The organism is Deltaproteobacteria bacterium (assembly GCA_016219225.1).
Lineage (GTDB): Bacteria > Desulfobacterota > RBG-13-43-22 > RBG-13-43-22 > RBG-13-43-22 > RBG-13-43-22.
Genome location: JACRBX010000040.1, coordinates 1 through 26,125, shown reverse-complemented (window position 1 = coordinate 26,125; position 26,125 = coordinate 1). Strand labels below are relative to the sequence as shown.

The window sequence follows — 26,125 nt, the reverse complement described above, 5'->3', positions numbered from 1 at the left end:
CCAAAGTCTCCAGTTGGAACAAGGGAAAGATCGGGGAACTCAAGGATCGGTACCGGAACAGGCCTTATTTCTGTCCGGCAGAAGCCGCCGCCCCTGCCGCCGAAGAATTGAACCCCTGAGGATCATAATTAAATTAGGACGCTGATTTTCGCAGATACCCGCAGATAACTATTTTTTTATCTTCAAAATCTTGGCAATCTGCATCGATCTGCGTCCAAAAAGGAGATTACGCATGACCTTATTTACCAAAACGGATTGCCAGAAATGTCATTACATCAAAAACCATTTCAATCTTCCATCCCTGGGCATTCAGGAAGAAATCCTGGGGGAGGATAACCCCGAAGCCCTGGCCCATCTGGCCTGGCACGAATTGGTCGAAACAGCCCAAAAGGAATTACCGATCCTGATCCTGGATGACAGCACGGCCGTGGTCGGAGCCATCCCCATTAAAAAATTCTTGAGCCTTCAGTATGGAAATTAAAGGGTTTATTGAAACCTCTTTCTTAGACTGGTCCGGCAAGATCTGTGCGGTTCTGTTTCTGCCCTCCTGCAATCTGCGCTGTCCCTTCTGCCATAATCATGAGTTGGTCCTTCATCCGGAAAGGTTGTCGGCCTATCCCTGGGAATATATCCAAAAAAGATTGGCGGCACTGAGAGGCTGGCTGGACGGGGTCTGCGTCACCGGCGGGGAACCTACCCTGCAGGCCGATCTGCCGGAGTTGTTGGATCAAATCCGCCGGATGGGCTTATCGGTTAAATTAGATACCAATGGAACCAGGCCGGAGGTCCTTCAGTCTCTGATTTCCCGAAAGCTGATCGATTACCTGGCTATGGATATCAAAGGCCCCTTGGATCAGGACTCCTATCAGCAATGTGCCGGAGTCCCGGTTTCCATCCAGGCCATCAGGAAATCCATGGACTTCATCCTCTCGGGTCGGGTCTGCGGAGAATTCAGGACCACGGTCATCCCCCGATGGCATACCCCTCCGGTCCTGGCCCGCATGGCCCTGGAATTAAAAGAGGCCCCGAAATGGAGACAACAGGAATTCAATCCGGCCCAGACCCTGGACCCGGCCCTCGGTTCGGACCGGCCAGATCTTCACCCGGCCACCCATTAAAAGTCGTTGACCGGGAGGCCCAGAAAAATACTAACCAAAGATATTTTAAAAGAGAGATTTTTTCACCGCAAAGGCGCGAAGAACGCAGAGAGAAACATCTTTGTTCAATCCCGTGAGAGGCGGGATTGAACAAAACATCCCTGGACTCCGTCCCGGAGGGGACAACGCCCCAGAGGGTTGCGAAAGCCTTTTCCTTTCTGTCCTCTCAACAGAAAGGAAAATTTATTCCCTCTTTGCGCCCTTTGCGGCTCTGCGGTGAAAATTGTTTTTCAAAAATCTAAACTGATACGAAATTTTGTGCTTCGTTGGAATCTGTTGAGACTGGAAGCGGGGAAATGATCAGGGGTCAGGCAGGCAACACCGGCAGAAAAACAATAAAGGTACTGCCTTCACCGGGCTGGCTCTCGACCTTGATGCGCCCCTGATGGGATTCCAGGATGCTTTTCACAATGGCTAATCCCAGACCCGTGCCGTTGATATACCGGGTTTTTTCGTTTTTGATCCGGTAAAATTGTTTAAAAATCAACTTCAGATCCTCAGGGCTGATCCCGAGACCGCGGTCTTTCACCCGGATGCACAGGGAATCATTCTCGGCAAAGGCGGAAACCAGGACCTGCCCGCCGTCCGGGCTGTATTTAATGGCGTTGGTGATCAGGTTGGACAAAACCTCTTCCATATTGCGGCGGTTGGCCAATATGGGGGGTAACATTTCCGGCACATCGATTTCCAGCCGGATCGATTCGGATTCGGCCTTAGGCAGGTGAAAGGCCACCTGATCCCTGATGATGGCCGACATATCCACCGGCTCCCGTTCGAGAGAGATCAGACCCGATTCGATCCGGGCCAGATCGAGCAGTTCAGAGGCCATTCGGGCCAGATTATTGATTTTTTGTGAAGCCCGGGTCAGTATACTCCGCTGTTTTTCCGTCAGGTCTCCGGCCAGTCCGTCCAGGATCACCTGGATCTGCATCATAACCGAATTCATCGGGCTTTGGATCTCATGGCTCACGGTGGAAACAAATTGTGATTTCATCCGGTCCATCCGCTTCAGGGCCGTAATGTCGTGCAAAACGGTAATGACCCCCAGGTTTCGGCCGTTACGGGCCCGGAAAGGGGCACAGCGGATGCTCAGGACCAGTTCCTCCGGCCGGTTTTGGCCGTTCAGGGTAATTTCTTCGGTTAATTCCGAAAATTCCGATTCGGGCATATTCAAGGACTGGGAGATCATCTCCCGTATCCGGGGGATGTTGATAAATTCCTCCACACCCCTGCCGATCATCGACGAGGCCTGACAGCCGATCATCCTTAAAAAAGCCGGGTTGGCCAGGGCCACCTTATTTTGATGGTTGGTACACATCACCCCGTCTGAAATGTGATTGACCATGGTCCGTAATCTGGAGCGGGTATCGGCAATATCCCACAGGGCCCGGGTATACTCAATGGCCTTGGCTACCGTTACCCGGAGATGATCCGGCGTGAACGGTTTGGGGATGAAATCAAAGGCCCCCTTTTTCATGGCATCCACCGAATGCTCCAGGGTGGCGTACCCGGTGATGACGATGACCACGGTGTCCGGATCCAGGGATTTCACTTTGGCCAGCACCTCAAAGCCTGACATTTCCGGCATCATCAGGTCCAGTAAAATAATATCGTAATGCTCGGCCGGGATGCTTGCCAGGGCCTCAAGGCCGTTGGAGGCCAGACTGACTTCGTAGCCGCATTCTTCCAATACCGACTTGCAGGCCTCCCGGATCCGGGCTTTATCATCTACCACCAGTATCCGGGGGGTGTAATGGGTTTGAACTTCTCCTTCAATGATCATGCTGCTCCTCTTTTAAATCCTGCCTGATTGTCTGCTCTTCTTTAACCTTTGGGCCGTCCTAAGTTAACCGATCGCCCCCTGATTATCTTCCATAGAATCGAGGTCCAGCGGCAGGGCCACCAGAAAGGTGGTTCCCCCCGGTCCGGTTTCCTTGATGGAAATGTCGCCGTTATTGTCCTTGACAATGCCATAAGCGGTGCTCAAGCCCAGACCGGTCCCCTTGCCCAGTTCCTTGGTCGTAAAAAAAGGATCGAATACCCGGGACATATTTTCTTCGGGAATCCCCCCCCCGGTATCGGATACCTCCAGACAGGCTGTTTTTTGGCTGTCATCGCGATAGGTCCTTAAGGTCAGGGTCCCCTTTTTATTCATAACATCCAGGGCATTCATCACCAGATTGATGACCACCTGGCTCATATTGTTCCGGTCGGCCCTCACCGGCATCCAGTCCCCGGACAACTCTTTCCGGATGACCATATTGATAAACAGTTTTTGATCCCGGATCAGGCGGAAACTCTCGATGACCAGGGCATTCAGAGAAAAGCGGTCCCGGGAGGTGCTGGATTGGCGGCTGTAAGCCAGAAGGTCTTTTACAATATCCTGACACCGCCCGGCGTCCTCCAAGATACAATGCAGGTTAAACTGGAGGGGGTGGTCCCCTTCCAGTTTTTCTTTCATCAGATTGCCGTACAGCAGGATCCCGGTCAGGGGGTTGTTGATTTCATGGGCCACACCGGCGGCCAGTCTTCCAAGGGAAGCCATTTTTTCGGTCTGGACCAACTGGGTCTGGGCCTCCTGCAATTTTTTCTCCACAGCCAGCCTTGAGCGCAGGTCATTGTAGACCCCCATAGTGGCTGCTTCGCTGCCGTCCTCGTAAATGATGGCTGCGGTCATTTCCACCGGAATAGGCTCGTTTTGGGCCGTCAGGATATCGACCCGGGTAACCGGGAGCTTTCCCCGTCCCCCATAGGTATCATCCCTGAGTTTTTTCATGATCCCCCGGGCCACGCCTGGAGGATAGAGATTGCTCACATCTATATCCCGGGCCTGTTTGAAGCTGTAACCGAACAGTTCCTCGGCGGCCTGGTTCATCAACAGGACCCGGCCTTCGCGGCCGGCAGCGACGATGGCACTGGCGGAACTTTGAAGAACCCGGTTGAGGAACTCCCGGACATCCTGTAAATTTTTTTCAAGGGCCTTGGACCGGGTCACATCCCGGATCGATTCAATGATATAAATGACCTCCCCCTGCTCATCCAGAATAGGGGAAAAAACGCGGTCCTCCCAATGTTCACTGCCGTCCCTGTGCTGGATCTGACGCAACATGGAATGCCCCAGGCCATCGGCCAGAGTTTGATCCAGGGGGCAGGAATTATTGGCACAGGGAAGATCCTGGTCGCCGGTCAAACTCTGAAAAAATTCCCGGCAGGTTTTTCCGACGATATCATCCCGGATCCAGTCAAATCTTTCCAACAGCTTCTGATTGACCGCAACGATGGTCCGGTCCGGCTTCAGAACCAGGGTCGGAAAGGACAGGGAGTCAAAAACCCGCAGACGCCAGTCCACTTCGTGTGGCCAATGAAAATTCATCTTATCGATCCGGGTCGGCCGGTTTCTGCACCCCTGTCAGGTATCATAAAGGCCTGTTTCAGGGCTTCCCGGGCCGGACCGGCCTTTCCTTCGGGTAGAATCAAATAAACCGAGGCCCCCAGGCAGGCCATGGCCAGGATCGGCAAACCGCAGGTGTCCAGAGCCTTTAAGGCCTCATAGGCAATACCGTACCGGTCGCCGTAATGAGGCCCCTGGAAATAAACCAGATCCACGGCCTGGTCCATTTGCCATCCCCCCGGGTATTCATCTAAAAGGACCTGATGCCAATCCATTCCCCCGGGTCCCGCCGGGGTTTCATCCAGAAGGAGATGTAGACGCAGGGTACCGGCGGCCGCGGGCCGGGCAATTTGCAGCACCAATGAAAGGCCCAGTCGGGAAATCAGGGTGAAAAGGTCATCCCCCCAATAGGTCAGGCGGTCGGAAGGCAGATCTAAAGTAACCATAAAAAGGCCGGTCCGTTCGACAAACCCATAGGTTTTAATGACCTCTTCCCGGTAAATGGCTATCGTTTCCATCAGAGCTGCTTTACGCGGAATTCCGGTCGAAAGGGGGCATGGTTTTCCGGCAGGGACACCACCCGGCAGACTGCGGAAACCGCATCATCCAATCGGCCATAATCAGTGGTGATAATCAGGGATGACAGCGAAGAAGCGATGCCATAAACCGGAAGACCGATACCGCCCAGAGCCGACAAGATATGCCCCATGAGGGCCAGGCGCGACTGATGAGGGAAAATGGTCAGCGTACCCACCGGCCAAACCAGATCGAAGGCCCCCTCAAAAGGCTGGAGGGCCTGTTCGGCCGACAACCGGTCCTCTGCGGAAATTAAGCAGAAACCAGTCGGTCGGCCGTCTGTAATATCCAAAGAACCATCCGTCAGATTGATCTGATGGTCGGCCAATCGACGGAAAATATCGGTCAGGGACCGACCGGCTTCCGGATGCAACCGGATCTGGACCAGTTCCGGGCTCAGTTTGAGTCCGCCGACCGGTAATTTCTGGAAAGGGGTGTTCATGCGGCCGGGGTCAAATAATCCTTAACAATCCCCATCAGTTTTTCCAGGTCGATCGGTTTCGGGATGTAGTCATCCGCCAGGGTGTTCTTACCATCCCAATGGGTGTAATTGGTGGAGGTGACGGCAGCGCCTACTGCGGTGAGCAGGAGGACTACGATGCTTTTATACTGATCGGATTGTTTCAGCTCCTCGCATAACTGATAGCCGTTCTTGCGCGGCATCATCACATCGAGAATAACCAGATCCGGTTGTTCCTTTTTGATCTGATCCATAGCTTCCACGCCGTCATAGGCCTTATGGACCCGGAAATTTTCGCTCTCCAATTTTACGGAAACCGCCTCGACCAGATCCGGGTCATCGTCCACTACCAGGATGAGTTTTTTGTCGTTCATGGTTTTCTCTCCTTTTTTTTTAAATCCTCAGAACGTATTTTTTTGCTTTGCGCCCCCTTAACCGTCATTCCGGCATGTTTTATAAAGACATTCGGGAATGACGGAAAAAGTGTCGCTGTAGTATTATTTTATCAACCCGTAACCCGCAACAGGGAAAATTCAAATATCTTTCGGTAGAATCTATCCCTCATTCCACCACCGGACGGGGATAGAGCCCGGCCCGTTCCACAATTTCAGGCACCTTCTGTTCCCAGTCGATGGCCATGATATGAAATCCGGCAACGCCCTGAACCTGTTTGAGCCTTTCAATGGTCTCTACACAGATCCGGATGCCTTCTTCGGCCTGTTGGTCTTTGGGCACCCCGGCCATCCGATCCACCAGCTCCTGGGGGACATCCATACCCGGCACCTTGTTTTTCATATAACGGGCCATACCGACCGACTTCAAGGGCGTAATGCCGGCCAGGATATAACATTTTTCATGTAACCCGCGGCTGCGGACCCCTTCCATCCATTTTTCAAATTTGTCCACATTGTAGATGCATTGGGTTTGAATAAAATCGGCGCCGGCCGCCACCTTTTTGGCCAGACGGGCCACCCGGAGCTCAAAGGGGTCGGCAAAGGGATTGGCCGCTGCCCCGATGAACATTTTGGGCGGATTTTCAATATCGGCGCCGCCCTGAAACTTGCCCTCTTCCCGCATTTTTTTGACCATCTGGACAAACTGGATGGAGTCGACGTCATGGACACTGGCCGCCATGGGATGGTCTCCAAAATGGGGATGATCTCCTGACAGACAAAGCATGGTATGGATGCCATGGGCATAGGCCCCGATGATATCGGCCTGCATGGCCAATCGATTGCGGTCCCGGGTAACCATCTGCAGGATCGGATGCAGACCGAGCTGCCGTAGAAAAACCCCGGCGGCAAAGCTGGACATGCGGACCATGGCGGTCTGGTTATCGGTGACATTAACGGCATCTATATAGCCTTTCAGCATCTCTGCTTTCTGGCGTATTTTTTCAGGGACTGCGCCCCTCGGCGGACCGCATTCCGAGGTTACGGCTAAATTTCCGGTTTTCAATACTTTTTCGAGTACGCTTTGGGTTTTCATTCTGCCAAATCCTCTCTGATAATTCTACGGGGGCCATCGGCCCGGCCAGGTCTCCAGTCTTTGGCCGGTATGATTTCTTCGTACCTCTTTTCCATTCCCAGTGCCTTGAGCCGATCCCAGATCAACTGCCAGGCACAGTCCACCTCCGGGCTGATCTCACATTTACCCGAAGTGGAACCGCCGCAGGGGCCGTTCATCAATTGTTTGGAACACCGGGCAATCGGACAAATCCCGCCGGTGATCCCCAGCAGACAATCCCCGCATCCCTGGCACCTTTCGGACCAGACGCCCTGTCGTTCCGATGCCCCCATGAACTTGGTATTGACGGCGGGAAACACCGGTTTAGCCTTAAAGCGGTGGCTGATCTCCTGTATGCCGCAGCCGCAGGCCATGGACAGGACCGCATCGACGCCGTCGATCAGAGACGTCAGTTCTTCAACGTATTCCGGATCGCACTGGCGTTCCAGGGTATGTTCCCGAATCTGTAAATTTTTCCCCTGCTTCAGAAACGACATTTGCAGCAACGAGGATAAAATCCCGACTTCCTTACGGCCGCCGACGGCACAAACCGTTACACACTCGTTGCATCCGACCAGCAGTACTCTTTGAAAGGGCCGGATATATTCAATGATTTCTTCCAGGGGTTTGCGTTCCGCTGTTATCATTGCGATTGTTCCTCCTTCAGTATTTGGACCACGGCTACGGGGGAGCCGGCCGGCCGGCCTCCATTTCGAATCGGGTTGGGTCCCAGACTCCGGATTCTTTCAGTGATCTGTCCGGCCATCTCGGCAAAGCGCTCCCCCATCCCGGCCGACAGGTTGATCATTTCCAATCTTTCGCCACCGATGCCGATGCTGTCTAAGAGCTTCCGGGCATAGGCCACCCGTTTGGCGGACCGCACGTTGCCGCTTTTAAAGTGGCAATCCCCTTCCAGACAACCGGCCACATAGACACCGTCGGCGCCGTTTTCAAAGGCCTTCAGCAGGTGGATGGTATCGACCTTCCCGGAACAGGGAACCCGGATGATTTTGACGTTCGGGGGATAAGAGAGCCGTTGACTGCCGGCCATATCCGCGGCGGTATAGGCGCAGTAGTGGCAGCAAAAGGCGATAATGACCGGTTCGAATTCTTCCATTATTGCACCATCCTTTCCAGCAGACCGTTGAGCTTGGCCAGAATCTGGTCGTCTTCAAACTGCATCAATTGTATGGCCTTGGCCGGACACTCGGAGGCGCACAGGCCGCAGCCGTGACACTTGGCCGGGTCGATTTCCGAATAACCGTCCGCATTGATAAAGGGGACGTCAAAGGGACAGGCCCGGACGCAGATCAGACAGGCGGCGCATTTTTTGGAATCGACCCTGGCAATGGCAGCGCCCAGATTGATGCTGTTGTGACTGAGCAAGGTCTGGGCCCTGGCGGCCGAGGCCTCGGCCTGGGCGATAGTCTCCCGGATAGACAGGGGGGCATTGGCCGTTCCGGCCATGAAAAACCCCGGTTTGGAGAGATCCACGGGTCTGAGTTTGATGTGGTCCTCCAGAAAATAGCCATCCGGGGTCCTGGGGACTTTGAAAATCGCGGCCAGATCTTCGGCCGATTCGTCATCGCTGATCAATCCGGTGCTTAACAGCAGGGCGTCCGCTGAAACGCTCAGGGATCGACCCAGGATAGGATCGGTGAAGGACACCTCCACCTGATTGCCGGCGGCCCGGACCTCCGGGGGCTGGTCCGGTTCATAACGGACGAAGATAACCCCTTTTTCCCGGGCCCGCAGGTAATAGTCTTCCTGGAAGCCGTAGGTCCGCATATCCCGATACAGGATCCAGATAAGGGTCTCGGGGTTTTTATCCAGAATGCTCAGGGCGTTTTTAATGGCCGTCTGGCAGCAGATCCGCGAGCAGTTGGGGTTGTCCGGCTGTCTCGATCCGACACACTGGATCATGACGACATTTTCCCAGTTAGCGGTCTGTTGGGGCCTGTCTTCGAGCAAGGCCTCGGCTTCCAACTGGGTCATGACGGCCTTGTGCCGGCCGAGCAGGTATTCATCGGGACGGTTTGGCAAGGCCCCGGTTGCCAGAATCGTAACCCCGTGGCTGAGTTGCCGGTAAAACATCTGGGGACCGACCTGCAGCCCGGTTTTAAAAAGGCCGGGCATCCCGCTGTGGTCAACAATAAAGGCGTTGGTAATGACTTGAATATTAGGGTGGGCCATGGTCCGCTGGATCAGGTCCTGGATAAATATCTGGACGTCTTCACCGTCCAGGGTTCGGCGGACCAGGTTGGCCAGGCCGCCCAGGAGGGACCGCCGTTCGGTCAGGAAGACCTTGAAGCCCTGATCGGCCAGCCGCAGGGCAGCGGTCATTCCAGCTACGCCGCCGCCTACCACCAGAACATCGCGGTTGATGGGCAAGCGGTTATCCGGAAGGGGGCGGGCCTTTTTCACGGCCAGGACTGCGGCCCAGATCAACTGCCGCGCTTTGGCCTCGGCATCTAAAGGCTGATCCGGATGGACCCAGGTGTCCTGATCCCGGAGATTGGCGATTTCGAGCAGGTATTTGTTCAATCCGGCCCGACGGAGGAGGTCTTGAAACCGGGTTTCATGGGTCCGGGGGGAGCATCCTCCGATCACCAGGCGATTGAGCTTCCGGCTGACCAGCGCTTCCTCGATACGGCTCATGGATTCGCGGCTGCAACCGTGACCGACCCCTTCGGCCAGGACCACACCGGGCAGGGTTTTCGCAAAGGCCGTCAATTCCGGCACATTGATCACACCCCCGATATCCTCCCCGCAATCGCAGACAAACACCCCGATTCGGGGCTCTTCGCCGGCCACCTCCCGTTCCGGCGGGAAGGTGCCTTCGGTATCGGTTAAATCCGTCTGAGAGGTTAAATGGGCCGAGGCTCGGCAGGCTGCCGCACTGGCCTGGACCATGGTTTCAGGGATGTCCTTAGGGCTTTCAAACAACCCGCAGACATAAACTCCCGGTCGGGACGTGGCCACCGGATTAAAAGGACCGGTTTGGGCAAAGCCGTGGGGGTTCAGATCGACTCCCAGACAGGCGGCCGTCTGCCGGAGGTCTTCGTTGACCCGGAAGCCGGTGGAAAGGACCACCAGATCAAAAGACTCTTCGGCCGGGGGGCCGCCTTGATCGGAAGCAAAGGTTATGGTCAAACGCTCCTCCCCGTTTTTTCGGAAGACGCTGTTGGGCCGACTTCGAACAAATCGCACCCCGTATTTCTTCCGGCTCCGTTCATAATAGCGTTCGTAGTCTTTGCCGAAGGTCCGCAGGTCCATATAAAAAATGGCCGCTTCGATGTTTTCCTGGAAACGCTCCTTGGTGACCACAGCCTCCTTGAGTGCGAACATACAACAGACGCTCGAACAATAGGACGAGGCGCCTTTCTGCAACCCCCGGGATCCGACACACTGAATCCAGGCAATTTTAGAGGGAACACGGCCGTCGGAGGGGCAGAGCAGTCTTCCCTGGGTGGGTCCGGAAGCCGACAAGAGACGCTCGTATTCCAGACTGGTAAGCACATCGGGATCAAGACCGTAGCTTAAGGTGTCCAAGCCGGAGGGGTCAAAAATCGCTGCGCCCGGGGCCAGGACAATCGAGGCCACCGGGATCTGGACCTGACGTTCCCGGTCGTCGGCCATTATGGCTCCGGCCGGGCAGCAGGCAACCAGGGCCTGGGGATCCTGGCAACGCGTCAGATCGATGGAGAAGGCCTGGGGGGTGATCTGGGGGTAACGCATACAGGTCGGTGCCCGATGATCCAGACCGGGGTTGAAATCCACACACTCCGGAAACAGCCGGCGGCACTCCCCGCAGGCCGTACAGCGCATCAGATCGATGTAACGGGGTGCGGTAGATAGGACCGCGGTAAACTCGCCGGCCTGGCCGTTCAGTTGGGTGATCCGGGTCAGCGGCATCAATTGAATATATTGGTTGCGGTTGGTTTCTGACAGGGTCGAGGAGATGGTGCAAAGGTCGCAGTTGTTGGTCGGAAAGGTCCGGTCCAGGAGGGTCATCAATCCGCCGATGGCATTGGCCTGGTCGATAAGAACGACGTTTTTTTTGGCCTCAGCCAGATCCAGCGCGGTCCGAATGCCCCCGATACCGCCTCCGATTACCAAAACTCTGTCGCCGTTTTGAAGTCGGTCTGCTGTTTTCATAGCTCTATTTTTCATTTCCATTTTTGTGTTTGGTATCAGAGGCCGGCGATATCGAGAATCGCGGACAAGCGGTGCTCCCAGCCCATGGTCTGAATCAGGACGCCCTGGGCCATTTTTCGAAGCGCGGCAATGGTTTCCCCGATGATTTTAACGCCCTCCAGTTCGCGGTCGGAGGACTTTCGGATTCGTCCGATCAGCTCTTCGGAAATAGATACCCCGGGTTCATTGGCAGCCATATATCGGGCCACGGCCACCGATTTTATGAGGAAGACCGAGGCGATGATGGGCACTTTGAGCCCAGCGGCTTTCTGCCTGAAAGCCTCAAAGCGGTTGATATCAAATACCGGCGGGGTAACCAGAAAGCCGGCGCCGGCGGCGATCTTTTCCCGGGCCCGGTCCAGCTCCCCGGTCAGTCCGGCATCGTCAATAAAGGGTGCGAGATAACAGCCGACCTGGAATTCCGGGCTGCCTTCCAGATCAAAGCCAGCCAAATCCTTTCCATCCTGAAGGGTCCGGATGGTGTTGAGCAACCCCAGTTCATCCAGATCGTTGACCGGCAAGGCGTTCCGGTGGTCACTATTGGCCATATCTTCCCCTTGAACCACGATCAGGTTCTGAATACCCAGCACATGGGCGGCCAGCAAATCGCCCTGCAAAGCCATTCGGTTGCGGTCCCGTCCATAAACCGTGATGATGGACTCGATCCCCTGCTGCTGGACCAAAGCCCCGCCGGCCAGGGCGCTCATTCGCATAACACCGTTATTCATGTCAGGAACGACAATTCCGTCGACCCGCCCCTTAATACGCCGGACGTCGGTCATCAGCCGGGAAATATCCACCCCCTTGGGTGTGTTCATTTCAGCCAGAACGACAAATTCTCCGCTTTGTAATCGTTTTTGAATACTCATGGATTTCCTTCCCTAACAAGATTGGCGGGCATGAATGCTCCACAATCGCAAATAGGTTTTCCCTGAACGGAAGCTCCATTCCTTAAACACGCTTTCGGAGTGGGTGGGGGATGCGCGGTGAAGGGGAGTGAATACAAAGAGTGAATACTAAGAGTCATAACCACCGGCCGGGCCGATGGCTTGCTGAGGGCAGTTGAAAGGGACTCGATCTACTCTAATCCGAAATCCATTTGCTCTTTATCCAGTTTTTTTTGATCCTTAATGTACTCTCGTACTTTCTGCTCATCATAGCCAACGGCACGAATCTGATATCCATGCCCCAAATGTTTCTTAAGTCGGCTTAAATCCTTACCAATTTATCCCAATCGCTTCCTGATTTTCCCGTAAAATACCCAGCGGTATTGGGGAACCCAAACAATACAATATAATATTTGCTTTGTATGCCTAATTGACAGATGACAAACCTTTTAAATTTATCTTACTATTTTTAAAATTACAAGAAAATTAATAGGGTCCAAAAGATTTTTTTTAGGCAGGAAAAGAATCAGGAAAGTTAGGCGCTTACTTCAGACAAAGCACCTAAAGCCCAAAGCAACTGGGATTGATGAAGATACCCGATCGGCGGCCAATGCCCCCGGCAGGAATCAGGTCGGAAAACAAAGGCCTTTTATTGCTGTTAAAGACCCAGGTAGGTCTTACGGATGACTTCATCTTCCATCAATTGCTCTCCGGTCCCCTGTGCGATGATTTTGCCGGAAGAAAGGACGTAATTTCGTTTGGCCATTTTGAAGACCGAACTGACCTCCTGTTCGACGAGCAGGATGGTGATTCCCAACTGGTTGATCTGAGAAATTTTTTCAAAAACCTCCTGGCGCATCAAAGGGGCCAGACCCGTGGAAGGCTCATCGATGCACAAAAGTTTCGGCTCCGACATAAAGGCCCGGCCGATGGCCAGCATCTGCTGTTCCCCGCCCGAAAGGGTCCCGGAGATCTGTCTGGACCGTTCTTTGAGTACCGGAAAGAGTTCATAGACCTTTCCCAGGGTCTCCTGGCTTTTTTTACGGTCTTTTTCCAGATAGGCCCCGGCCATCAGGTTATCCAGGACAGTCATTTCCCGAAAGGGCCTTCTCCGTTCCGGGCACAGGACCAGTCCTCTTTTGACGATCTCATGGGCCGGAATCTGATCGAGCCGTTCCCCGTTAAAGGTAACCGTTCCTTCCAGGAAGATGTCGCCAGCCGTGGACCGGCGTTTGATCTCCTTTTCCCAGGCCACCAGGCCGGTGATGGCCCGGAGGGTGGTCGATTTCCCGGCTCCGTTGGGACCGACCAGGCTGACCAGTTCCCCGGAATCCACCATCAGATTCACATTATTGATGAGTACGGCCTTTTCATAGCGGACGGTTAATTGATTAATTTCTAAGAGCACGGTTACTCCCTTCCTCCCTGACCCAGATAGGCCTCAATAACCTGGGGGTTGTTGACCACTTCCTCGGGGGTCCCCTCGGCCAGGAGGGTTCCGAAATTAAGGACGATGATGCGATCGACGATCTTCATTAACTGTTGCAGCTTGTGCTCCACGATAATCATGGCCGGACCTTCGCTGTGCAGGCGACCGAAGCGCCCGCCCTTGTGAAGTCTTTTTATGGACTTGGCCATCAAGTCGGTTTCAGCCGGACTTAAACCCCCGAAAGGCTCGTCTAAGAGGAGCAATTCCGGATCGGTGGCCACGGCCCGGGCCACTTCCAGCCGTTTCAGGTCCCCCTGAGACAGGGTGGAGGCCTTTTCCAGAGCCATATCCGAGATGCCGGCGAATTCCAGGGCATCCATGGCCTTGGCCTCTACCTTCTTGACCCACTCCCCTCTTTTCATCGACCGGGGAGACAGGCAGGAAACCATGACGTTGGCAATTATGGGCAGCCGGCGGAAGGGTCTCATATTCTGAAAGGTGGTGGCCACCCCCAGATTGATGATATCCCAGGTTTTCATGCCCACCAGTTCTTTCCCTTTGAAGTGGATGCTCCCGCTATCCGGTTTCAGTATACTGGTCAGTAAACGGAGCAAGGTACTCTTCCCGGCGCCGTTTGGGCCGATGAGTCCCAGGATCTCCTTATTCTCCATGCGAAAACTGACCTTATTGACTGCCCGCAGGCCCCCGAAACTCTTGGTCAGCGACTGTACTTCCAGGAATGGTACGGCCATATCAGGCCTCCTCAACCTCTTCTCGTAATTCCCGCCGGGAGACCTTCCCCACGTCGGTTTTCGGCAACTCACCCCTGAACTCGATGATCTTGGGTACTTTATAATGGGCCAGCTTCTGGCGGCAGAATTCAAGGACCTCTTCTTCCGAGATCTTGCCCCTGGCCTCGCTCTCCAAGACCACATAGGCCTTGATCAGGTTGCCCACCTTGGGGTCCGGCACCCCGACCACCCCGGCAGCCTTGATCTGGGGATGCTGGTACAGTACTTCCTCCACGTGCCGGGCGAAGACCGAATAGCCTTTGTATTTAATCAGGTCCCGTTTGCGGTCAAAGAAATGGAAATACCCTTCTTCATCCATGCTGACCAGGTCCCCGGTGCGCAGCCAGACCTCTCCGTCAATTTCCATCATGGACTCTTTGGTCCCATCAGGTCTTTTCCAATAACCCTGCATGATATTGGGGCCGCACAAAATCAGTTCGCCCACTTCCCCTACGGGGAGAAATTCGGTCCCTTCATGCTCAACGATGGCCGCCTTGACGTTAGGAATAGGCACCCCGAAAGAACCCCTCTTGGGATGGTGGATCGGGGTACTGTGACTGACGGCCGTGGTTTCGGTCATCCCATACCCTTCAAAAATTTTCGATCCGGTTCTCTTTTCCCAGGCCGAGATGGTCGATTCATGGAGGGTATCGGCCCCGCAGGCGATCAGCTTGAGCCGTTTCCAGTTGACCCGGTCGGTCTTCTCATACTCCTTGAGATATTCGAAAAGGGTGGGGACGCCATAGAAGCCGGATGCCTGATAACGGTCCATGGCGGTTAATATCTCCTCAATATCCGGTGTGGTGAAAAGGACCAGGGTCGCGCCCTGGGCCAGGCCCCCGAGCATAACCACCACCTGGCCGTAGATATGAAAAAAGGGCAGGAAGGCCATGACTACTTCCTTACCCTCTTCGAAGATGGGCCAAAAGGACAAGACCTGTTTCTGAAGGGCCACCATATTGCGATGGGTCAGCATGGCCGCCTTGGGCAGTCCGGTAGTTCCCCCGGTGTAGGGCAGGGCCGCCAGATCCTTCCGGGGATCAATGGCCACCTTCGGCGGTTGGGGGGGATATTTTTTGATCAAATCCTGAAAGGAATAAACCCCGGCGCCTTTAAGGGCCTCGATGGAGGGCGGCGGGCTCCCGCCCGGTCCTTTGCCCTGGCTGCCCTTGCCGAACAATTTTTTCAGGGCCGGAAGGTATTCGTTGATGCTGGTTAGAATCACCCGATCGAACTTGGCTCCGGATTTTTGCAGGTTGTCATAGAGGATGTCCTGGCAGACAACGGTCCGGGCCTCACTGTCTTCCACCTGGTGCTTGACTTCAATGCTGGTATAGACCGGACTGATGGGGGTTACTTTGGCCCCCAATTTCAGGGTGGCAAAATAAGAGATTACGTACTGGGGGCTGTTTAAAAGATATAAGGCCACCGTATCCCCCTTTTTGACCCCCAAATCCGCAAGAGCCGTGGCCAGGCGGTCTACCAGCTCTTTGAGCTCCCGGTATTGGATCTTTTTGCCGTAAAAAATCAGGGCCGGTTTGTTCCCGAATTTTTCAACCACCTGATCGAAAAGCTCCGGCACTGAAATTTCCGGGATCTCCACTTCGGCCGGCACACCTTCCGAATAGTATTTCAACCAGGGTTTGGTCAGATAGGATTCTTTAGGGTTCATAATGTATTCCTTTTTTTAAAAAATGGACACTTCGTTCAGGGATCGCTACGCTTGAGGAGCACTTCGTTCAAGGATCGCTACGCTTGAGGAGCACTTCGTTCAAGGATCGCTCTTCAATCCAAAGCTGCGGTACATACCCGGCAATTCTTCCGGGTGGCCACGTTTCTGATTTTGCACCGGGGGCATTGTTTTTCCATCTTGTCCCGGGCCCAGTGGATCAAACCTTCCGGCATATACAAAAGGATCAGCAGGATGACGACGGCAAAAATCATGGTCCGGTATTCGGGCCAGAAACGGACGAATTCCAGCAGGGGGAAGAGGATAAAGACCGCGGCTATGGGTCCGTAGATGGTCACCATACCCCCGAAAACCGCCCAGATGACCACCGAAAAAGACATGGAGACCTCGAGGGTGGAAGGACCGGCAATCCGCATATAATGGGCATAAAGTCCGCCGGAGATACCGGCAAATAATCCGCTCAGGCAAAAGGCCAACAATTTATAGCGGGTGGTGTTGATGCCGGCGGCCTTGACCGCTAATTCATCCTCCCGGATGGCATGAAAAATAATACCGGTATGGGAGTCGGTTATTTTCCACATGATCACCGACAAAACCAGAAAGAGGATGATATAAATATAATAATTGCCGAGCAGGGAGTTGGTCAGACGCTGCAGTCCGGAAATCCCCAACTCACCGCCGGTCAGATCGGGGAGGGCAAAAATAATCCCGGTCAGGATAATCGGAAAGGCCAGGGTCGTCAGGGCCAGATAGGTATGTTTCAGCCTGAGACAGGGGATACCGATGATCAAGCCAGCCAGGACCGCGGCCACCCCCCCCAGAGGAATGCTTCCCCAGGGGGGAATATGGACGTTGATATGCAAAAGGGCCGAGGCATAGGCCCCCACTCCGAAGAAAAGGGCATGGCCGAAATTCATCTGGCCGGTGAAACCGGAGAGTAAATCCCAACTGGCCGCCAGGATGGCAAAGATGCTGGTCAGAATAAGAATACGGATCAGATAGGGGTTCTGGCTTATCAAAGGCAGCCCCAAAAGGAATACGACAAAAAGGCCGACGATGATCCGGCTGGGGAGGACCAGCACCTCCCCTCGAATAAGCCTGAAAAATTTTTTCACATACCAGCCGACAAGACCCATACTACCTCTCTTCCTCAAAAGCAACGCCGAAGAGGCCTTCCGGCCGTATCAACAGGACCAGAATCATGATCGACAGGGCGATGGATCCCTTTAAGAAAGCCCCTTTGGGGATCAGGAAAACCACCAGGGCCTCTGTAAAACCCAGGATATAGGCAGCCACAAAACTCCCTTTGATGCTGCCCAGCCCGCCCAGGACGACAACGGCCATCATCATGATCAGGGGTTCCATCCACATAAAGGGATTAAGCACGGCCAGGGGCACGACGACCGCCCCGGTAAACCCGGCCAGGGCCACCGAGATGCCCAGGGTGATCATCGCCAGGCGGCTTTCGTTCATGCCCATCAGATTGGCCACTTCCCGGTCTTCGGCCGTGGAACGGATGGCCAGACCCAAACGGGTCTTCATCAACAAAAACCAGAGGACCCCCAGGATCAGCAGGGCCACTCCGAAGGTCAGCAATTGTTGATAAAAGACTTTGACCCCTAAAATCTGGAAATAGCCTTCAATCAGGGAGGATACGCTTAAGTAATCTCCGGTGAAGATCAAAAGCATGACCTCTTGAAAGATCATGGCCAGAGCGATGGTGGCAATCAAAACGGCCGCTTCATGTTCCCTGATGGGGTTGATCAAAAACTTATAGGCCAGCAAGCCCAACAGGGTAACGACCAGAACCGCGATCAACATGGCCGCAACGGAATTAAACCCGAGCTTGACCGTGAAAACGAAGATGCAGTAGGAGGCGACCATATAAAAAGCGGTATGGGCGATGTTTACGATGCGGGCCACCCCGAAAATCAGGGAAAAACCGATGGCCAGCAAAGCCAGCATGCTGCCGCTGATCAGACCGGTGATGATGATATTCATATTACCTCGGAAAGTTCAATCAATAGTTCGAAAAAATAGGATTCAAGCGATTCCGGATTCAGGGTGATCATCCTGTCCACGGATTATAGTTCGGAGTAATGAGTTCGGAGTTCGGAGTGGTACGGGTTTGCTCCGGACTCCGAACTCCAAACTCCGAACTACTTATGCATCCAGGGTGGTATCTTATAAGGTTGAATCCCCTTATAGTTGAGCTCGGGGGAGTTGGCGTCCATCTTCCATTTGGGAGGAGGCCAAACACCAACCAGTTTGCCGTCCTGCCACTGGACTCCCAGACTGGTCAGGTAGCCCGGCCCCCAGGCCAAATCATGGGTCTGTTTACCTTGGGCATCCTTATAGTATTTTATTTTTCCGCTGGGGACCACATATTCCCGGTTTTCCATGTGGGCGATTATCTTATTGGCATCCAGACTGCCTACGGCCTCAATGGAGGGAACCAAAGAATAGACGATGGCGGCATAGGTGTCGGCCGTGTAGGTCGGGGTCTCCTTAAACCGTTTTTCATAGGTATCCATAAATTTTTTAGTCAGGTCATTGTATTCAACCCCGTGAACATAGGTATCCATGGTCAGGATATAATTCCCCATGCCCTTGGTGGCTTCCCAGAAACCGTCCTTTTGACCTTCCACATTGATCCCCACCTGGACGGCCGGAATCTTGAGTTCCCCGGCCTGTCGGGCAAAGGTAATCCCGACTGAGGCCGAAAAAACCGTAAAGATCATGTTGGCGCCGCTCTTTTGAATGGCCGAAAGCTCGGAAGTCACATCGGTCGCCGTGGCCGAGGGTCGCCAGACACCGACTACTTCCATGCCCATTTTGGGAATGACTCCCTTGGCCGCTTCGATCATGGGATCGACCCAGATAGCCTTCTCGGCCACCAGGGCAACTTTAACCTTAGGGATTTTCAAAGTATTTTTCAGAAGTTCTCCGACATAGCCCATTTGAAGAAAACAGGTCCTGACCAGAAAACCGGAATTAAAGGGGGTGCCGCGGAAGAAATATTTGTAGCGGTCATAATTCTTGGCCACCCGCAGGCAGAGCTCCGGATGGGCCGCCCCGCAGCCGATAAATAGTTTTTTGTAGTCCATGGCGATGTCCTGCATGGCCAAAACGGCCTCGGTCCGGAAACCGCCGACCACAAAATCCACTTTGTCCTGGGTCATTAAACGCTCCATGGCGTTGGTGGCATCGGTGACATTTAAGAATTCATTGGAATCGGACTTGACCAGCTCTATTTTGATTTTTTCCTTGCCGACCTGAACGCCCCCTTTGGCATTGATCTCATCGGCGGCCATGAGGGCACCGTTCCAATGACCCTTGCCCTGCATAAAATTCATCGGGCCGATTACACCGATCTTGATAGTCCCGGCCCCCCAGGCCGAAAAGCACATCATCAAGACCAAACCCACGGTAAACAAAACGTTCCATCCAAAGGTAAACTTCTTCATCGCACTTCTCTCCTTTCAATTTAATAGATTGGTTTTATTTTGAAATGTGCGGGAAAACACACAGGCCGGAAAACTTTCTTTTAGAAAAAAGGTGTCTTGGGGTAAATACATCCTTAACTCCAATTGAAAGGGCGGAAATGATGTCCAGGGTCCATCCACCCGAACCATCCGTTAAAGCAAAATTTGGATTCTGCAACCGAGAATGAGAGTGAGAAAAATCCAATGGGCTCTTGATCCAAAGATTTACAAGATCAAAGACGTAACTCCGCTCTGTAGCAAAACCGGGGTTAAATGTCAATTATTTTTTTTGGGTTCCCTGGTTTTTCGTCCATTATTTTATATTATCTATTTTCCACTTGACTTATTGCAGGCTCTATTACAAAAAGATAGGAATAATAGAGTATCAATACTGAAAATGATCAAAAAATTGTATTGTTATTCTAAAAATTCACGGCACTCAAAAACCGATGGCTACCTGACAGCCTCAATACCATTTAAAAAAGTTGTCTTTCCCGGTCCATTTACGATAATATGATACAAAAATAACGTTCGGCGATCGGAGGGCAAGCGATCAGGGAACAGGGACCGGGGATCAGTTAAAGAATAAATGTGCAAGTTACAAGGCTGAAAACTCATAATGGCGATAGGCTATGGGCGAAGAAAATATATATATTTGTTGGGGTACCTGTCGCCCATTGCCTATTGCCCATAGCCTCTTGTAGATTTATTTTCATGCTTCGTGGTGCCATGCCCCAAAAGGCGGGGCATGGCGGTTTAATACGAAATAAAAAAATAAGGATAAACTGTATGGCTAATCAACCCAAATCGAAACTCAGAAAAGAACAGATCCTTAGGGCCGCCGAGAAGGTGTTTGCCCGGAAAGGCTTCCAGGAGGCCACCATTTCGGATGTAGCCCGGGAGGCCAAGGTCTCGGAAGCCACTATTTATGAATATTTTCCCTCCAAGGAGGAACTCCTGTTCTCCATTCCCGGGGAAACGACGCGCCGGTCCAAAGAAAGCATGACCTTTCTCCTCCAATTTCTACGCGGGGCTTCCAACAAGTTAAGGGCCATTATCTATCACTATCTCTGGTTTTATGAAACGAACCCCGATTACGCCGCTGTAGCCATGCTGATCCTTAAACAGAACCGGAAATTCTTAGAGGTGGGGGCTTATGAAGACGTGAGGGAACTCTCCAGGATCCTCCTGAATATTGTCAAGGAAGGGATTGATTCGGGAGAATTCCGGGCTGATATCAACCTCAATTTGGTACGGGCCATCATTTTAGGAACCGTCGAACATTTAGTCATTCGACGGGTCCTTCTGGGAAAGCCGGAAAGTCTGGTCGAATTATCCGATTCCCTGACCGATCTGATCATCGGCGGCATCAAGATCCGAAGGGAAGAGAAAGTCTGGAATATTCAAATCCGTCAGGAACCGGAAGAGAATACCCCCCCCACAGAATTACCCTCCATGAAGAAACGAAAGCCTTTAGGGGACCCAAGCCATAAGTAACCAAAGATATTTGAAATTTATCTCGTTACTCGTTACTGGTTGCTGGTTAAACCTTCATGCGCCTGGGGGCACCACGAAACATGAAAAAGGATTCAATCCCGCCAAAGGCGGGACAGGGGCCAAGGGTTCAAGTGAAAGGCGTGGAATTTAAAACCCTTGAACCCTATTTTCGAAATAAAACGAGAAACGGTAACCAGTAACGAGTAACCAGCAACCAGCAATGAACCGTCAGCAGCGCTGGAAGGTTAGAGATAAATTCGCAGATCCAGAGCTATATGGTCGTCCCTCCATCCACGGCAATCACCTGGCCGGTTACATAGCTGGAGGCATCGGAGGCCAGGAAAATGATGGCTCCCACCATCTCCTCGGGTTCGGCTACCCGGGCCATGGGGGTCCTGCTCATAGCGATATTCAGGATGGCCGGGTTGTTCCAAAGGGCTTCGCTGAAACGCGTTTTGGTCAAACCGGGGGCGACACAGTTGGCCCTGATATTGTAAGGGGCCCATTGTTGGGCCATCACCTTGGTGGCCATAATCACCCCGGCTTTACTGATCGAATAAACCGGCAATAAATCAGGACTGATCCCGGCGATGGAGGCCACATTGATGATTTTACCCCCGCCTTTTTCCTTCATAATCCTGGCCACGGCCTGACTCAGGAAAAACAAACCCTTTAGATTCAGGTTCATGATTGCATCCCAGCCGCGCTCGTCTACGTCCAGGGCCGGAGCCATTGTGGGATTGGTGGCGGCATTGTTCACCAGGATATCAATCCTTCCGAACTCCTCCAGAACCTTAGTAACCAGATTGTTGACTTCCTCTATCCGGGCAACATGGGCCGCCACTGGCAGGCATTTTTTACCCGTCCTTCTGACCTCTTCCGCTACCCTTTCCAGATCGGGAAGTTTCCGGCTGGCAATGGCAATGTCCGCCCCGGCCTGAGCCATCCCGATGGCTGCTGCCTGACCGATTCCCCGACTGGCACCGGTGATGAGTACAACCTTTCCGTTCAATGAAAAATCCATTTTTCTTTACCTCCGATTTAAATTAGGACGCTGATTTTCGCTGATACAGGCAGATCATTATTCTTTTTGTTCTTTCTATTTGATGGACTCGTAATAAGTCATCATTCCCGCGCCGGCGGGAATCCAGGCCAGACTTTTTACGAAGCCGTCATACTTGAAACTTGCATCTTGCAACCTGCAACTTTATTCTTTAACTGCTCCCTGCCCCCAGACCCCTGTCCCCAGATCCCCGATCCCAGATCCCAGACAACTGTTACGGGATTATAGAATGAGAAGAGAACGAGGGTCAAGAGGAAAAATTGAATAAAAAAAGGGTTGTATTCTAAAAAAGAGCTATATTTTCTTCTTGATAATTTCTTTTCATAGGTTATTATTGGTTCTTTATAAAAATAAAGGAGGTTTTACCATGTTTGATCTTTCCAAGTTCTCTCTACAGGGTAAAATTGCTATTGTAACCGGGGGCAGCCGGGGCATAGGCAAGGCTATTGCTTTGGGGTTTGCCAAGGCCGGGGCAAAAGTGGCCCTGACCAGCCGAAAAATTAACGACCTGGAGGCCAATGCCGCTGAAATTAAGGCTTTTGGGGGGGAGGCCCTGCCTATTCAAGCCCATCTGGGCAAGAAGGAAGAGATAGACAAGATGGTCGGGGTGGTTATGGACCGCTTCGGAAGGATTGATATCCTGGTCAATAATGCCGGCGCCAGCCCGTCTATGGGAAGCGTCCTGGAGTCTGACGAGCGTCTTTGGGATACTATTATGAATCTGAACATGAAAGGCCTTTATTTTACCAGCCAGGCCGTAGCCCGGGTAATGAAGGAGCAAGGTGGTGGCAAAATCATCAATATCGCATCCGTCGACGGCTTTATGCCGGAACCCGGGGTAAGCGTCTATAGTATTTCCAAGGCCGGTGTCCGCATGATCACCAAAGCCTTTGCTTCAGAACTGGCGCCTTTTAATATACGGGTGAACACGATTGCTCCCGGACCGATCAGCACCAAGATGTTAAACTCCCACTGGTTTCACCTTTCACCGGGAGAGGCCAAAAAGGAGCAGGAGGCCATGGCTCTGATGACCCCCATGAGACGCATCGGGGATCCTGATGAGATAGCCGGAGCGGCGATTTATCTGGCTTCCGATGCCTCCAGTTATACGACCGGCACCGAGATCGTAGTGGACGGCGGGATCCTGCTTTCCGGGGCCTTACAGCCGGCTTCATCCCCGAAAGCTTAGATTCTTCCAAAGTGACATCTGAGAATTTATCTCTCAGAATTTTATAAACTGGTTTTGATATCTAACGATGCTTAGAATCCAGGAGCCAGAATTCAGAATGAGGATCAAGCCTTAAAGGGATTTTTGATGCGTTCGTAAAAAGTCCAAAAGCGCCGATTTACGTCATTCCCGTGAAAACGGGAATCCAGTGTTTTTAATTAGTTACATATAGCCTGGATTCCCGCCTTCGCGGGAATGACGAGTTTTTACGAGACCATCATTTTTAGTTTATTCTGACTTCTGGATTCCAGAATTTCAAATATCTTTCTTCCTTCAATCCTTGACTTCCTTCCCTATGACCTTGGAGAGGGTTTCGTGGAGGTCGCAGATCCGATAAGGCTTTGTCAGAGCACCCGAAAAGCCATACAGTTCATAATTCATGATCACCGGGTCATTCGAGTAGCCGCTTGAAACAATCGCTTTCACCTGGGGATCAAATTTCAGAAATTCCCGGATCGCATCTTTACCCCCTATCCCCCCGGATACGATCAAGTCCAAAATCACCGCATCAAAGGGATAACCAAGGACCTTCGCCTGTCGATAGCACTCAATGGCCTTTTCTCCGTCTTCTGCAAGAGTTACCTCATAACCCAGGGCCTGAAGTATTGACTCGATCAGTTTACGGACCATCTCCTCATCGTCCATCACCAGGACCCTGCCCATCCCATGAAGACCCTCCGGTACCATAAACTCCGCTTCCCTTGAAGCGGGAAGATAAATATGAAAGGTCGTTCCTTCACTCAACCTTGAAGCTACGGTGATCGTCCCGCCATGTTTCTGGATGATCGAATGACAAATGGTCAATCCAAGCCCCATCCCCTTCTGATCTCCCCGTTTTCTGGTCGAAAAATAGGGATCAAAGATCTTAGGAAGAACCTCCCCGGGAATGCCGCTGCCCTGATCTCCGATGCTCACCTTTATGTAATCTCCATCGGATAAAGGCAGACCTGACCGGTTGTCAACCGTTTCATTTTTCGCGGCCACCGAGACCATTCCGCCATCCGGCATGGCCTCCCGGCCATTTAAAACCATATTCCGTATGACTTGTCCGATCTGATTCTCGTCAACCTCTGTTTGCCAGATATCGGACGGAATCGAGAAGGTACAACCGGCCGGGGACCCTCTCAAGGCAAAGGTGACGTGCTCTTTGAGAAGATCGGTCAGGGAGATCCTTTTTTTTACCGGTGCGCCCCCCTTGGCAAAGGTGATAAACTGCCGGGTCAAACCCTGGGCCGCGACGGCCGCCTTTTCGGCTGCCTCGAGGTATGGAATCATCATCTCAACGGACTGAGGAAATATCCTGGCCAGCTCAAGATTTCCAAGGATCACGGCCAAAAGGTTGTTGAAATCATGGGCTATTCCTCCGGCCAGGATCCCAGTGGATTCCAGCTTGTCAATTATAATCCGCTCCTCCTCCATCCGTTTACGTTCCGTAAGGTCGGTCAGTATCCCCCGGAGTCCGATTATCCGTTCTTCTTTGGCGATCGGCCGGCTTGAAATTCTTACCCAACGGACTTCACCGGATTGGTGCGGTATCCGAACTTCAATGGAGTGCACCTGACCATTCATAACTTTCCGGATACCCTCTCCGGCTGCCGCCCGGTCTTCCGGAAACAGGAAGTCCGTGATGGTCTTGCCGATCAGTAAAGTCGGACAAGATCCCATAACAGACTCACAGGTAGGGCTGATATAGGTTACCCTCCCATTCTCATCCAATTCAAAGATGACATCATTGATATTTTCTACCAGCTCACGATACTTTTCCTCGGACTTCTTCAGGGCGTTTTCAGCTTTCTTGCGCTCGGTGATATCCTCAATGATGGAAATCCGGTAAGGGGTTCGGACTTCTTTAGCCAACGAAGAGGTGGCCCGGACCCAGACCGGGTGGCCGTCTTTGTGGATATATCTCTTTTCAATGGTATAGGATGACCGCTCGCCTCGAATCAACTGCTCAATCAGGGGTTCTTCACGCTCCAGGTCATCCGGATGGGTAATCTCCTTAAAGGATCGTTGACGAATCTCCTGGGCAGTCAGACCGATAATTTCGGCGAGTTTTGTGTTTCCCTGCAGGAAGTGACCATTCAGGTTATGCTGCTCTATGCCGATGGCTGCTGATTCGAAAACGGCCCGAAACCGCTCCTCGCTCTCACGCAAGGCCTCCTCGATGTCTGAACTCAAGACCCGGTTTCCGGCCAGAATATTTTCAATGGATTGAATCAGTTCATCCTGGGTGGAATCTTTCAGGATATAGCCATCGGCGCCGGCTTTTAGCATGGCCATAATATATTCTTCAGAATCTTGCACGGTGAAGGCCAGTATCTTTATCTCAGGCCATTTTTTTTTGATTTCCCGAGTGGCCTCCATCCCGTTCATTCGGGGCATGGAAAGATCCATTATAACGAGGTCTGGAAGAAACCTGTCGACGGACTGAATCGCCTCCAGGCCGTCTCCGGCTTCGTCTACGACCTGAAAGCCCTGATGGGAGGCAAGAAGAGACCGTAACCCTTCCCTGAGGGTGGTATTGTCATCGACGATAAGGATTTGTTTCTCAGTGCCCATTTCTAATGCCCCCTTCTTACAAACGAAAGTGAATTTCCTCCACCCCCACCATATATTATTTTCCATATTTGATGCGTTCGTAAAAAGTCCAAAAGCGCCGATTTACGTCATTCCCGTGAAAACGGGAATCCAGTGTTTTTAATTAGTTACATATAGCCTGGATTCCCGCCTGCGCGGGAATGACGAGTTTTTACGAGACCATTATATTT

22 protein-coding genes are annotated in these 26,125 nt (G+C 52.6%); 4 read left to right on the top strand and 18 right to left on the bottom strand.

Annotation, left to right across the window (positions count from 1 at the left end):
- The first annotated feature begins 232 nt into the window (after nt 1–232).
- Together HY879_03075 and HY879_03070 are read left to right on the top strand one after the other, a co-directional pair.
- Nucleotides 233–481 (top strand): hypothetical protein, encoded by a 249-nt coding sequence (locus tag HY879_03075; protein ID MBI5602313.1) that lies wholly within the window; start codon nt 233–235, stop codon nt 479–481.
- The gene (locus HY879_03070; GenBank protein ID MBI5602312.1) at nt 471–1,118 is read left to right on the top strand and encodes an anaerobic ribonucleoside-triphosphate reductase activating protein; all 648 of its coding nucleotides are present in this window, start codon (nt 471–473) and stop codon (nt 1,116–1,118) included. Before HY879_03075 ends, HY879_03070 begins: the two co-directional genes overlap by 11 nt.
- 346 nt (nt 1,119–1,464) lie before the next feature.
- Here HY879_03070 and HY879_03065 read toward each other — a convergent pair whose 3' ends face one another.
- The 16 genes from HY879_03065 to HY879_02990 form a co-directional block, all read right to left on the bottom strand.
- Nucleotides 1,465–2,940, bottom strand: a complete 1,476-nt coding sequence (locus HY879_03065) for a response regulator (protein MBI5602311.1) — start codon at nt 2,938–2,940, stop codon at nt 1,465–1,467.
- Between the two features lie 63 nt (nt 2,941–3,003).
- Complete coding sequence (locus tag HY879_03060) at nt 3,004–4,530, bottom strand: PAS domain S-box protein (GenBank protein ID MBI5602310.1); 1,527 nt, start codon at nt 4,528–4,530, stop codon at nt 3,004–3,006.
- Nucleotides 4,527–5,066: a hypothetical protein gene (locus tag HY879_03055; protein MBI5602309.1), complete on the bottom strand. Its 540-nt coding sequence runs from the start codon at nt 5,064–5,066 to the stop codon at nt 4,527–4,529. The genes HY879_03060 and HY879_03055 overlap by 4 nt, the downstream gene beginning before the upstream one ends.
- Entirely contained in the window at nt 5,066–5,566 is a 501-nt protein-coding gene (locus HY879_03050; protein ID MBI5602308.1) for a hypothetical protein, read from the bottom strand. The genes HY879_03055 and HY879_03050 overlap by 1 nt, the downstream gene beginning before the upstream one ends.
- Nucleotides 5,563–5,958 carry a response regulator gene (locus HY879_03045; protein ID MBI5602307.1) on the bottom strand — a complete coding sequence of 132 codons (396 nt, stop codon included), beginning with the start codon at nt 5,956–5,958 and terminating at the stop codon, nt 5,563–5,565. Before HY879_03045 ends, HY879_03050 begins: the two co-directional genes overlap by 4 nt.
- 187 nt (nt 5,959–6,145) lie before the next feature.
- A complete protein-coding gene (locus HY879_03040; GenBank protein ID MBI5602306.1) occupies nt 6,146–7,072 on the bottom strand; it encodes a methylenetetrahydrofolate reductase in 927 nt (308 codons plus the stop codon).
- Nucleotides 7,069–7,737 (bottom strand): methylenetetrahydrofolate reductase C-terminal domain-containing protein, encoded by a 669-nt coding sequence (locus HY879_03035; GenBank protein ID MBI5602305.1) that lies wholly within the window; start codon nt 7,735–7,737, stop codon nt 7,069–7,071. The genes HY879_03040 and HY879_03035 overlap by 4 nt, the downstream gene beginning before the upstream one ends.
- On the bottom strand, nt 7,734–8,207 hold the full coding sequence (locus tag HY879_03030) for a hydrogenase iron-sulfur subunit (GenBank protein MBI5602304.1): 474 nt from the start codon (nt 8,205–8,207) through the stop codon (nt 7,734–7,736). The genes HY879_03035 and HY879_03030 overlap by 4 nt, the downstream gene beginning before the upstream one ends.
- Complete coding sequence (locus tag HY879_03025) at nt 8,207–11,248, bottom strand: CoB--CoM heterodisulfide reductase iron-sulfur subunit A family protein (GenBank protein MBI5602303.1); 3,042 nt, start codon at nt 11,246–11,248, stop codon at nt 8,207–8,209. Before HY879_03025 ends, HY879_03030 begins: the two co-directional genes overlap by 1 nt.
- 35 nt (nt 11,249–11,283) lie before the next feature.
- Nucleotides 11,284–12,156, bottom strand: a complete 873-nt coding sequence (locus HY879_03020) for a methylenetetrahydrofolate reductase (GenBank protein ID MBI5602302.1) — start codon at nt 12,154–12,156, stop codon at nt 11,284–11,286.
- Nucleotides 12,157–12,832: 676 nt separating this feature from the next.
- Nucleotides 12,833–13,582, bottom strand: coding sequence for an ABC transporter ATP-binding protein (locus HY879_03015; protein ID MBI5602301.1), 750 nt, complete (start codon nt 13,580–13,582; stop codon nt 12,833–12,835).
- Nucleotides 13,583–13,584: 2 nt separating this feature from the next.
- Nucleotides 13,585–14,355 (bottom strand): ABC transporter ATP-binding protein, encoded by a 771-nt coding sequence (locus HY879_03010; GenBank protein ID MBI5602300.1) that lies wholly within the window; start codon nt 14,353–14,355, stop codon nt 13,585–13,587.
- Between the two features lies 1 nt (nt 14,356).
- Entirely contained in the window at nt 14,357–16,066 is a 1,710-nt protein-coding gene (locus tag HY879_03005; GenBank protein ID MBI5602299.1) for an AMP-binding protein, read from the bottom strand.
- 113 nt (nt 16,067–16,179) lie between these two features.
- A complete protein-coding gene (locus tag HY879_03000) occupies nt 16,180–17,220 on the bottom strand; it encodes a branched-chain amino acid ABC transporter permease (protein ID MBI5602298.1) in 1,041 nt (346 codons plus the stop codon).
- Between the two features lies 1 nt (nt 17,221).
- A complete protein-coding gene (locus HY879_02995; GenBank protein ID MBI5602297.1) occupies nt 17,222–18,085 on the bottom strand; it encodes a branched-chain amino acid ABC transporter permease in 864 nt (287 codons plus the stop codon).
- Between the two features lie 158 nt (nt 18,086–18,243).
- Nucleotides 18,244–19,551, bottom strand: a complete 1,308-nt coding sequence (locus HY879_02990; protein ID MBI5602296.1) for an ABC transporter substrate-binding protein — start codon at nt 19,549–19,551, stop codon at nt 18,244–18,246.
- 807 nt (nt 19,552–20,358) lie between these two features.
- Here HY879_02990 and HY879_02985 point away from each other — a divergent pair.
- Nucleotides 20,359–21,066: a TetR/AcrR family transcriptional regulator gene (locus HY879_02985; GenBank protein MBI5602295.1), complete on the top strand. Its 708-nt coding sequence runs from the start codon at nt 20,359–20,361 to the stop codon at nt 21,064–21,066.
- A gap of 271 nt (nt 21,067–21,337) precedes the next feature.
- On the opposite strand, the gene HY879_02980 is transcribed toward HY879_02985, so the two are convergent.
- On the bottom strand, nt 21,338–22,090 hold the full coding sequence (locus HY879_02980; GenBank protein MBI5602294.1) for a glucose 1-dehydrogenase: 753 nt from the start codon (nt 22,088–22,090) through the stop codon (nt 21,338–21,340).
- 406 nt (nt 22,091–22,496) lie between these two features.
- Between HY879_02980 and HY879_02975 the strand changes: the two genes are divergently transcribed.
- Nucleotides 22,497–23,318, top strand: a complete 822-nt coding sequence (locus tag HY879_02975; protein ID MBI5602293.1) for an SDR family oxidoreductase — start codon at nt 22,497–22,499, stop codon at nt 23,316–23,318.
- Nucleotides 23,319–23,630: 312 nt separating this feature from the next.
- Here HY879_02975 and HY879_02970 read toward each other — a convergent pair whose 3' ends face one another.
- Nucleotides 23,631–25,916 carry a PAS domain S-box protein gene (locus HY879_02970; GenBank protein ID MBI5602292.1) on the bottom strand — a complete coding sequence of 762 codons (2,286 nt, stop codon included), beginning with the start codon at nt 25,914–25,916 and terminating at the stop codon, nt 23,631–23,633.
- Between the last annotated feature and the right edge of the window lie 209 nt (nt 25,917–26,125).

Bases quoted from the DNA above. Each gene is read 5' to 3' on its own strand.
- HY879_03045 (MBI5602307.1), bottom strand. From the start codon at position 5,958: ATGAACGACAAAAAACTCATCCTGGTAGTGGACGATGACCCGGATCTG.
- HY879_03020 (MBI5602302.1), bottom strand. From the start codon at position 12,156: ATGAGTATTCAAAAACGATTACAAAGCGGAGAATTTGTCGTTCTGGCT.
- HY879_02995 (MBI5602297.1), bottom strand. From the start codon at position 18,085: ATGAATATCATCATCACCGGTCTGATCAGCGGCAGCATGCTGGCTTTG.
- HY879_03075 (MBI5602313.1), top strand. From the start codon at position 233: ATGACCTTATTTACCAAAACGGATTGCCAGAAATGTCATTACATCAAA.
- HY879_03055 (MBI5602309.1), bottom strand. From the start codon at position 5,066: ATGGAAACGATAGCCATTTACCGGGAAGAGGTCATTAAAACCTATGGG.
- HY879_03070 (MBI5602312.1), top strand. From the start codon at position 471: ATGGAAATTAAAGGGTTTATTGAAACCTCTTTCTTAGACTGGTCCGGC.
- HY879_02970 (MBI5602292.1), bottom strand. From the start codon at position 25,916: ATGGGCACTGAGAAACAAATCCTTATCGTCGATGACAATACCACCCTC.
- HY879_03060 (MBI5602310.1), bottom strand. From the start codon at position 4,530: ATGAATTTTCATTGGCCACACGAAGTGGACTGGCGTCTGCGGGTTTTT.
- HY879_03000 (MBI5602298.1), bottom strand. From the start codon at position 17,220: ATGGGTCTTGTCGGCTGGTATGTGAAAAAATTTTTCAGGCTTATTCGA.
- HY879_02980 (MBI5602294.1), bottom strand. From the start codon at position 22,090: ATGGATTTTTCATTGAACGGAAAGGTTGTACTCATCACCGGTGCCAGT.
- HY879_03030 (MBI5602304.1), bottom strand. From the start codon at position 8,207: ATGGAAGAATTCGAACCGGTCATTATCGCCTTTTGCTGCCACTACTGC.
- HY879_03050 (MBI5602308.1), bottom strand. From the start codon at position 5,566: ATGAACACCCCTTTCCAGAAATTACCGGTCGGCGGACTCAAACTGAGC.
- HY879_02975 (MBI5602293.1), top strand. From the start codon at position 22,497: ATGTTTGATCTTTCCAAGTTCTCTCTACAGGGTAAAATTGCTATTGTA.
- HY879_03065 (MBI5602311.1), bottom strand. From the start codon at position 2,940: ATGATCATTGAAGGAGAAGTTCAAACCCATTACACCCCCCGGATACTG.
- HY879_03010 (MBI5602300.1), bottom strand. From the start codon at position 14,355: ATGGCCGTACCATTCCTGGAAGTACAGTCGCTGACCAAGAGTTTCGGG.
- HY879_03025 (MBI5602303.1), bottom strand. From the start codon at position 11,248: ATGAAAACAGCAGACCGACTTCAAAACGGCGACAGAGTTTTGGTAATC.
- HY879_03005 (MBI5602299.1), bottom strand. From the start codon at position 16,066: ATGAACCCTAAAGAATCCTATCTGACCAAACCCTGGTTGAAATACTAT.
- HY879_03035 (MBI5602305.1), bottom strand. From the start codon at position 7,737: ATGATAACAGCGGAACGCAAACCCCTGGAAGAAATCATTGAATATATC.
- HY879_03040 (MBI5602306.1), bottom strand. From the start codon at position 7,072: ATGAAAACCCAAAGCGTACTCGAAAAAGTATTGAAAACCGGAAATTTA.
- HY879_02985 (MBI5602295.1), top strand. From the start codon at position 20,359: ATGGCTAATCAACCCAAATCGAAACTCAGAAAAGAACAGATCCTTAGG.
- HY879_02990 (MBI5602296.1), bottom strand. From the start codon at position 19,551: ATGAAGAAGTTTACCTTTGGATGGAACGTTTTGTTTACCGTGGGTTTG.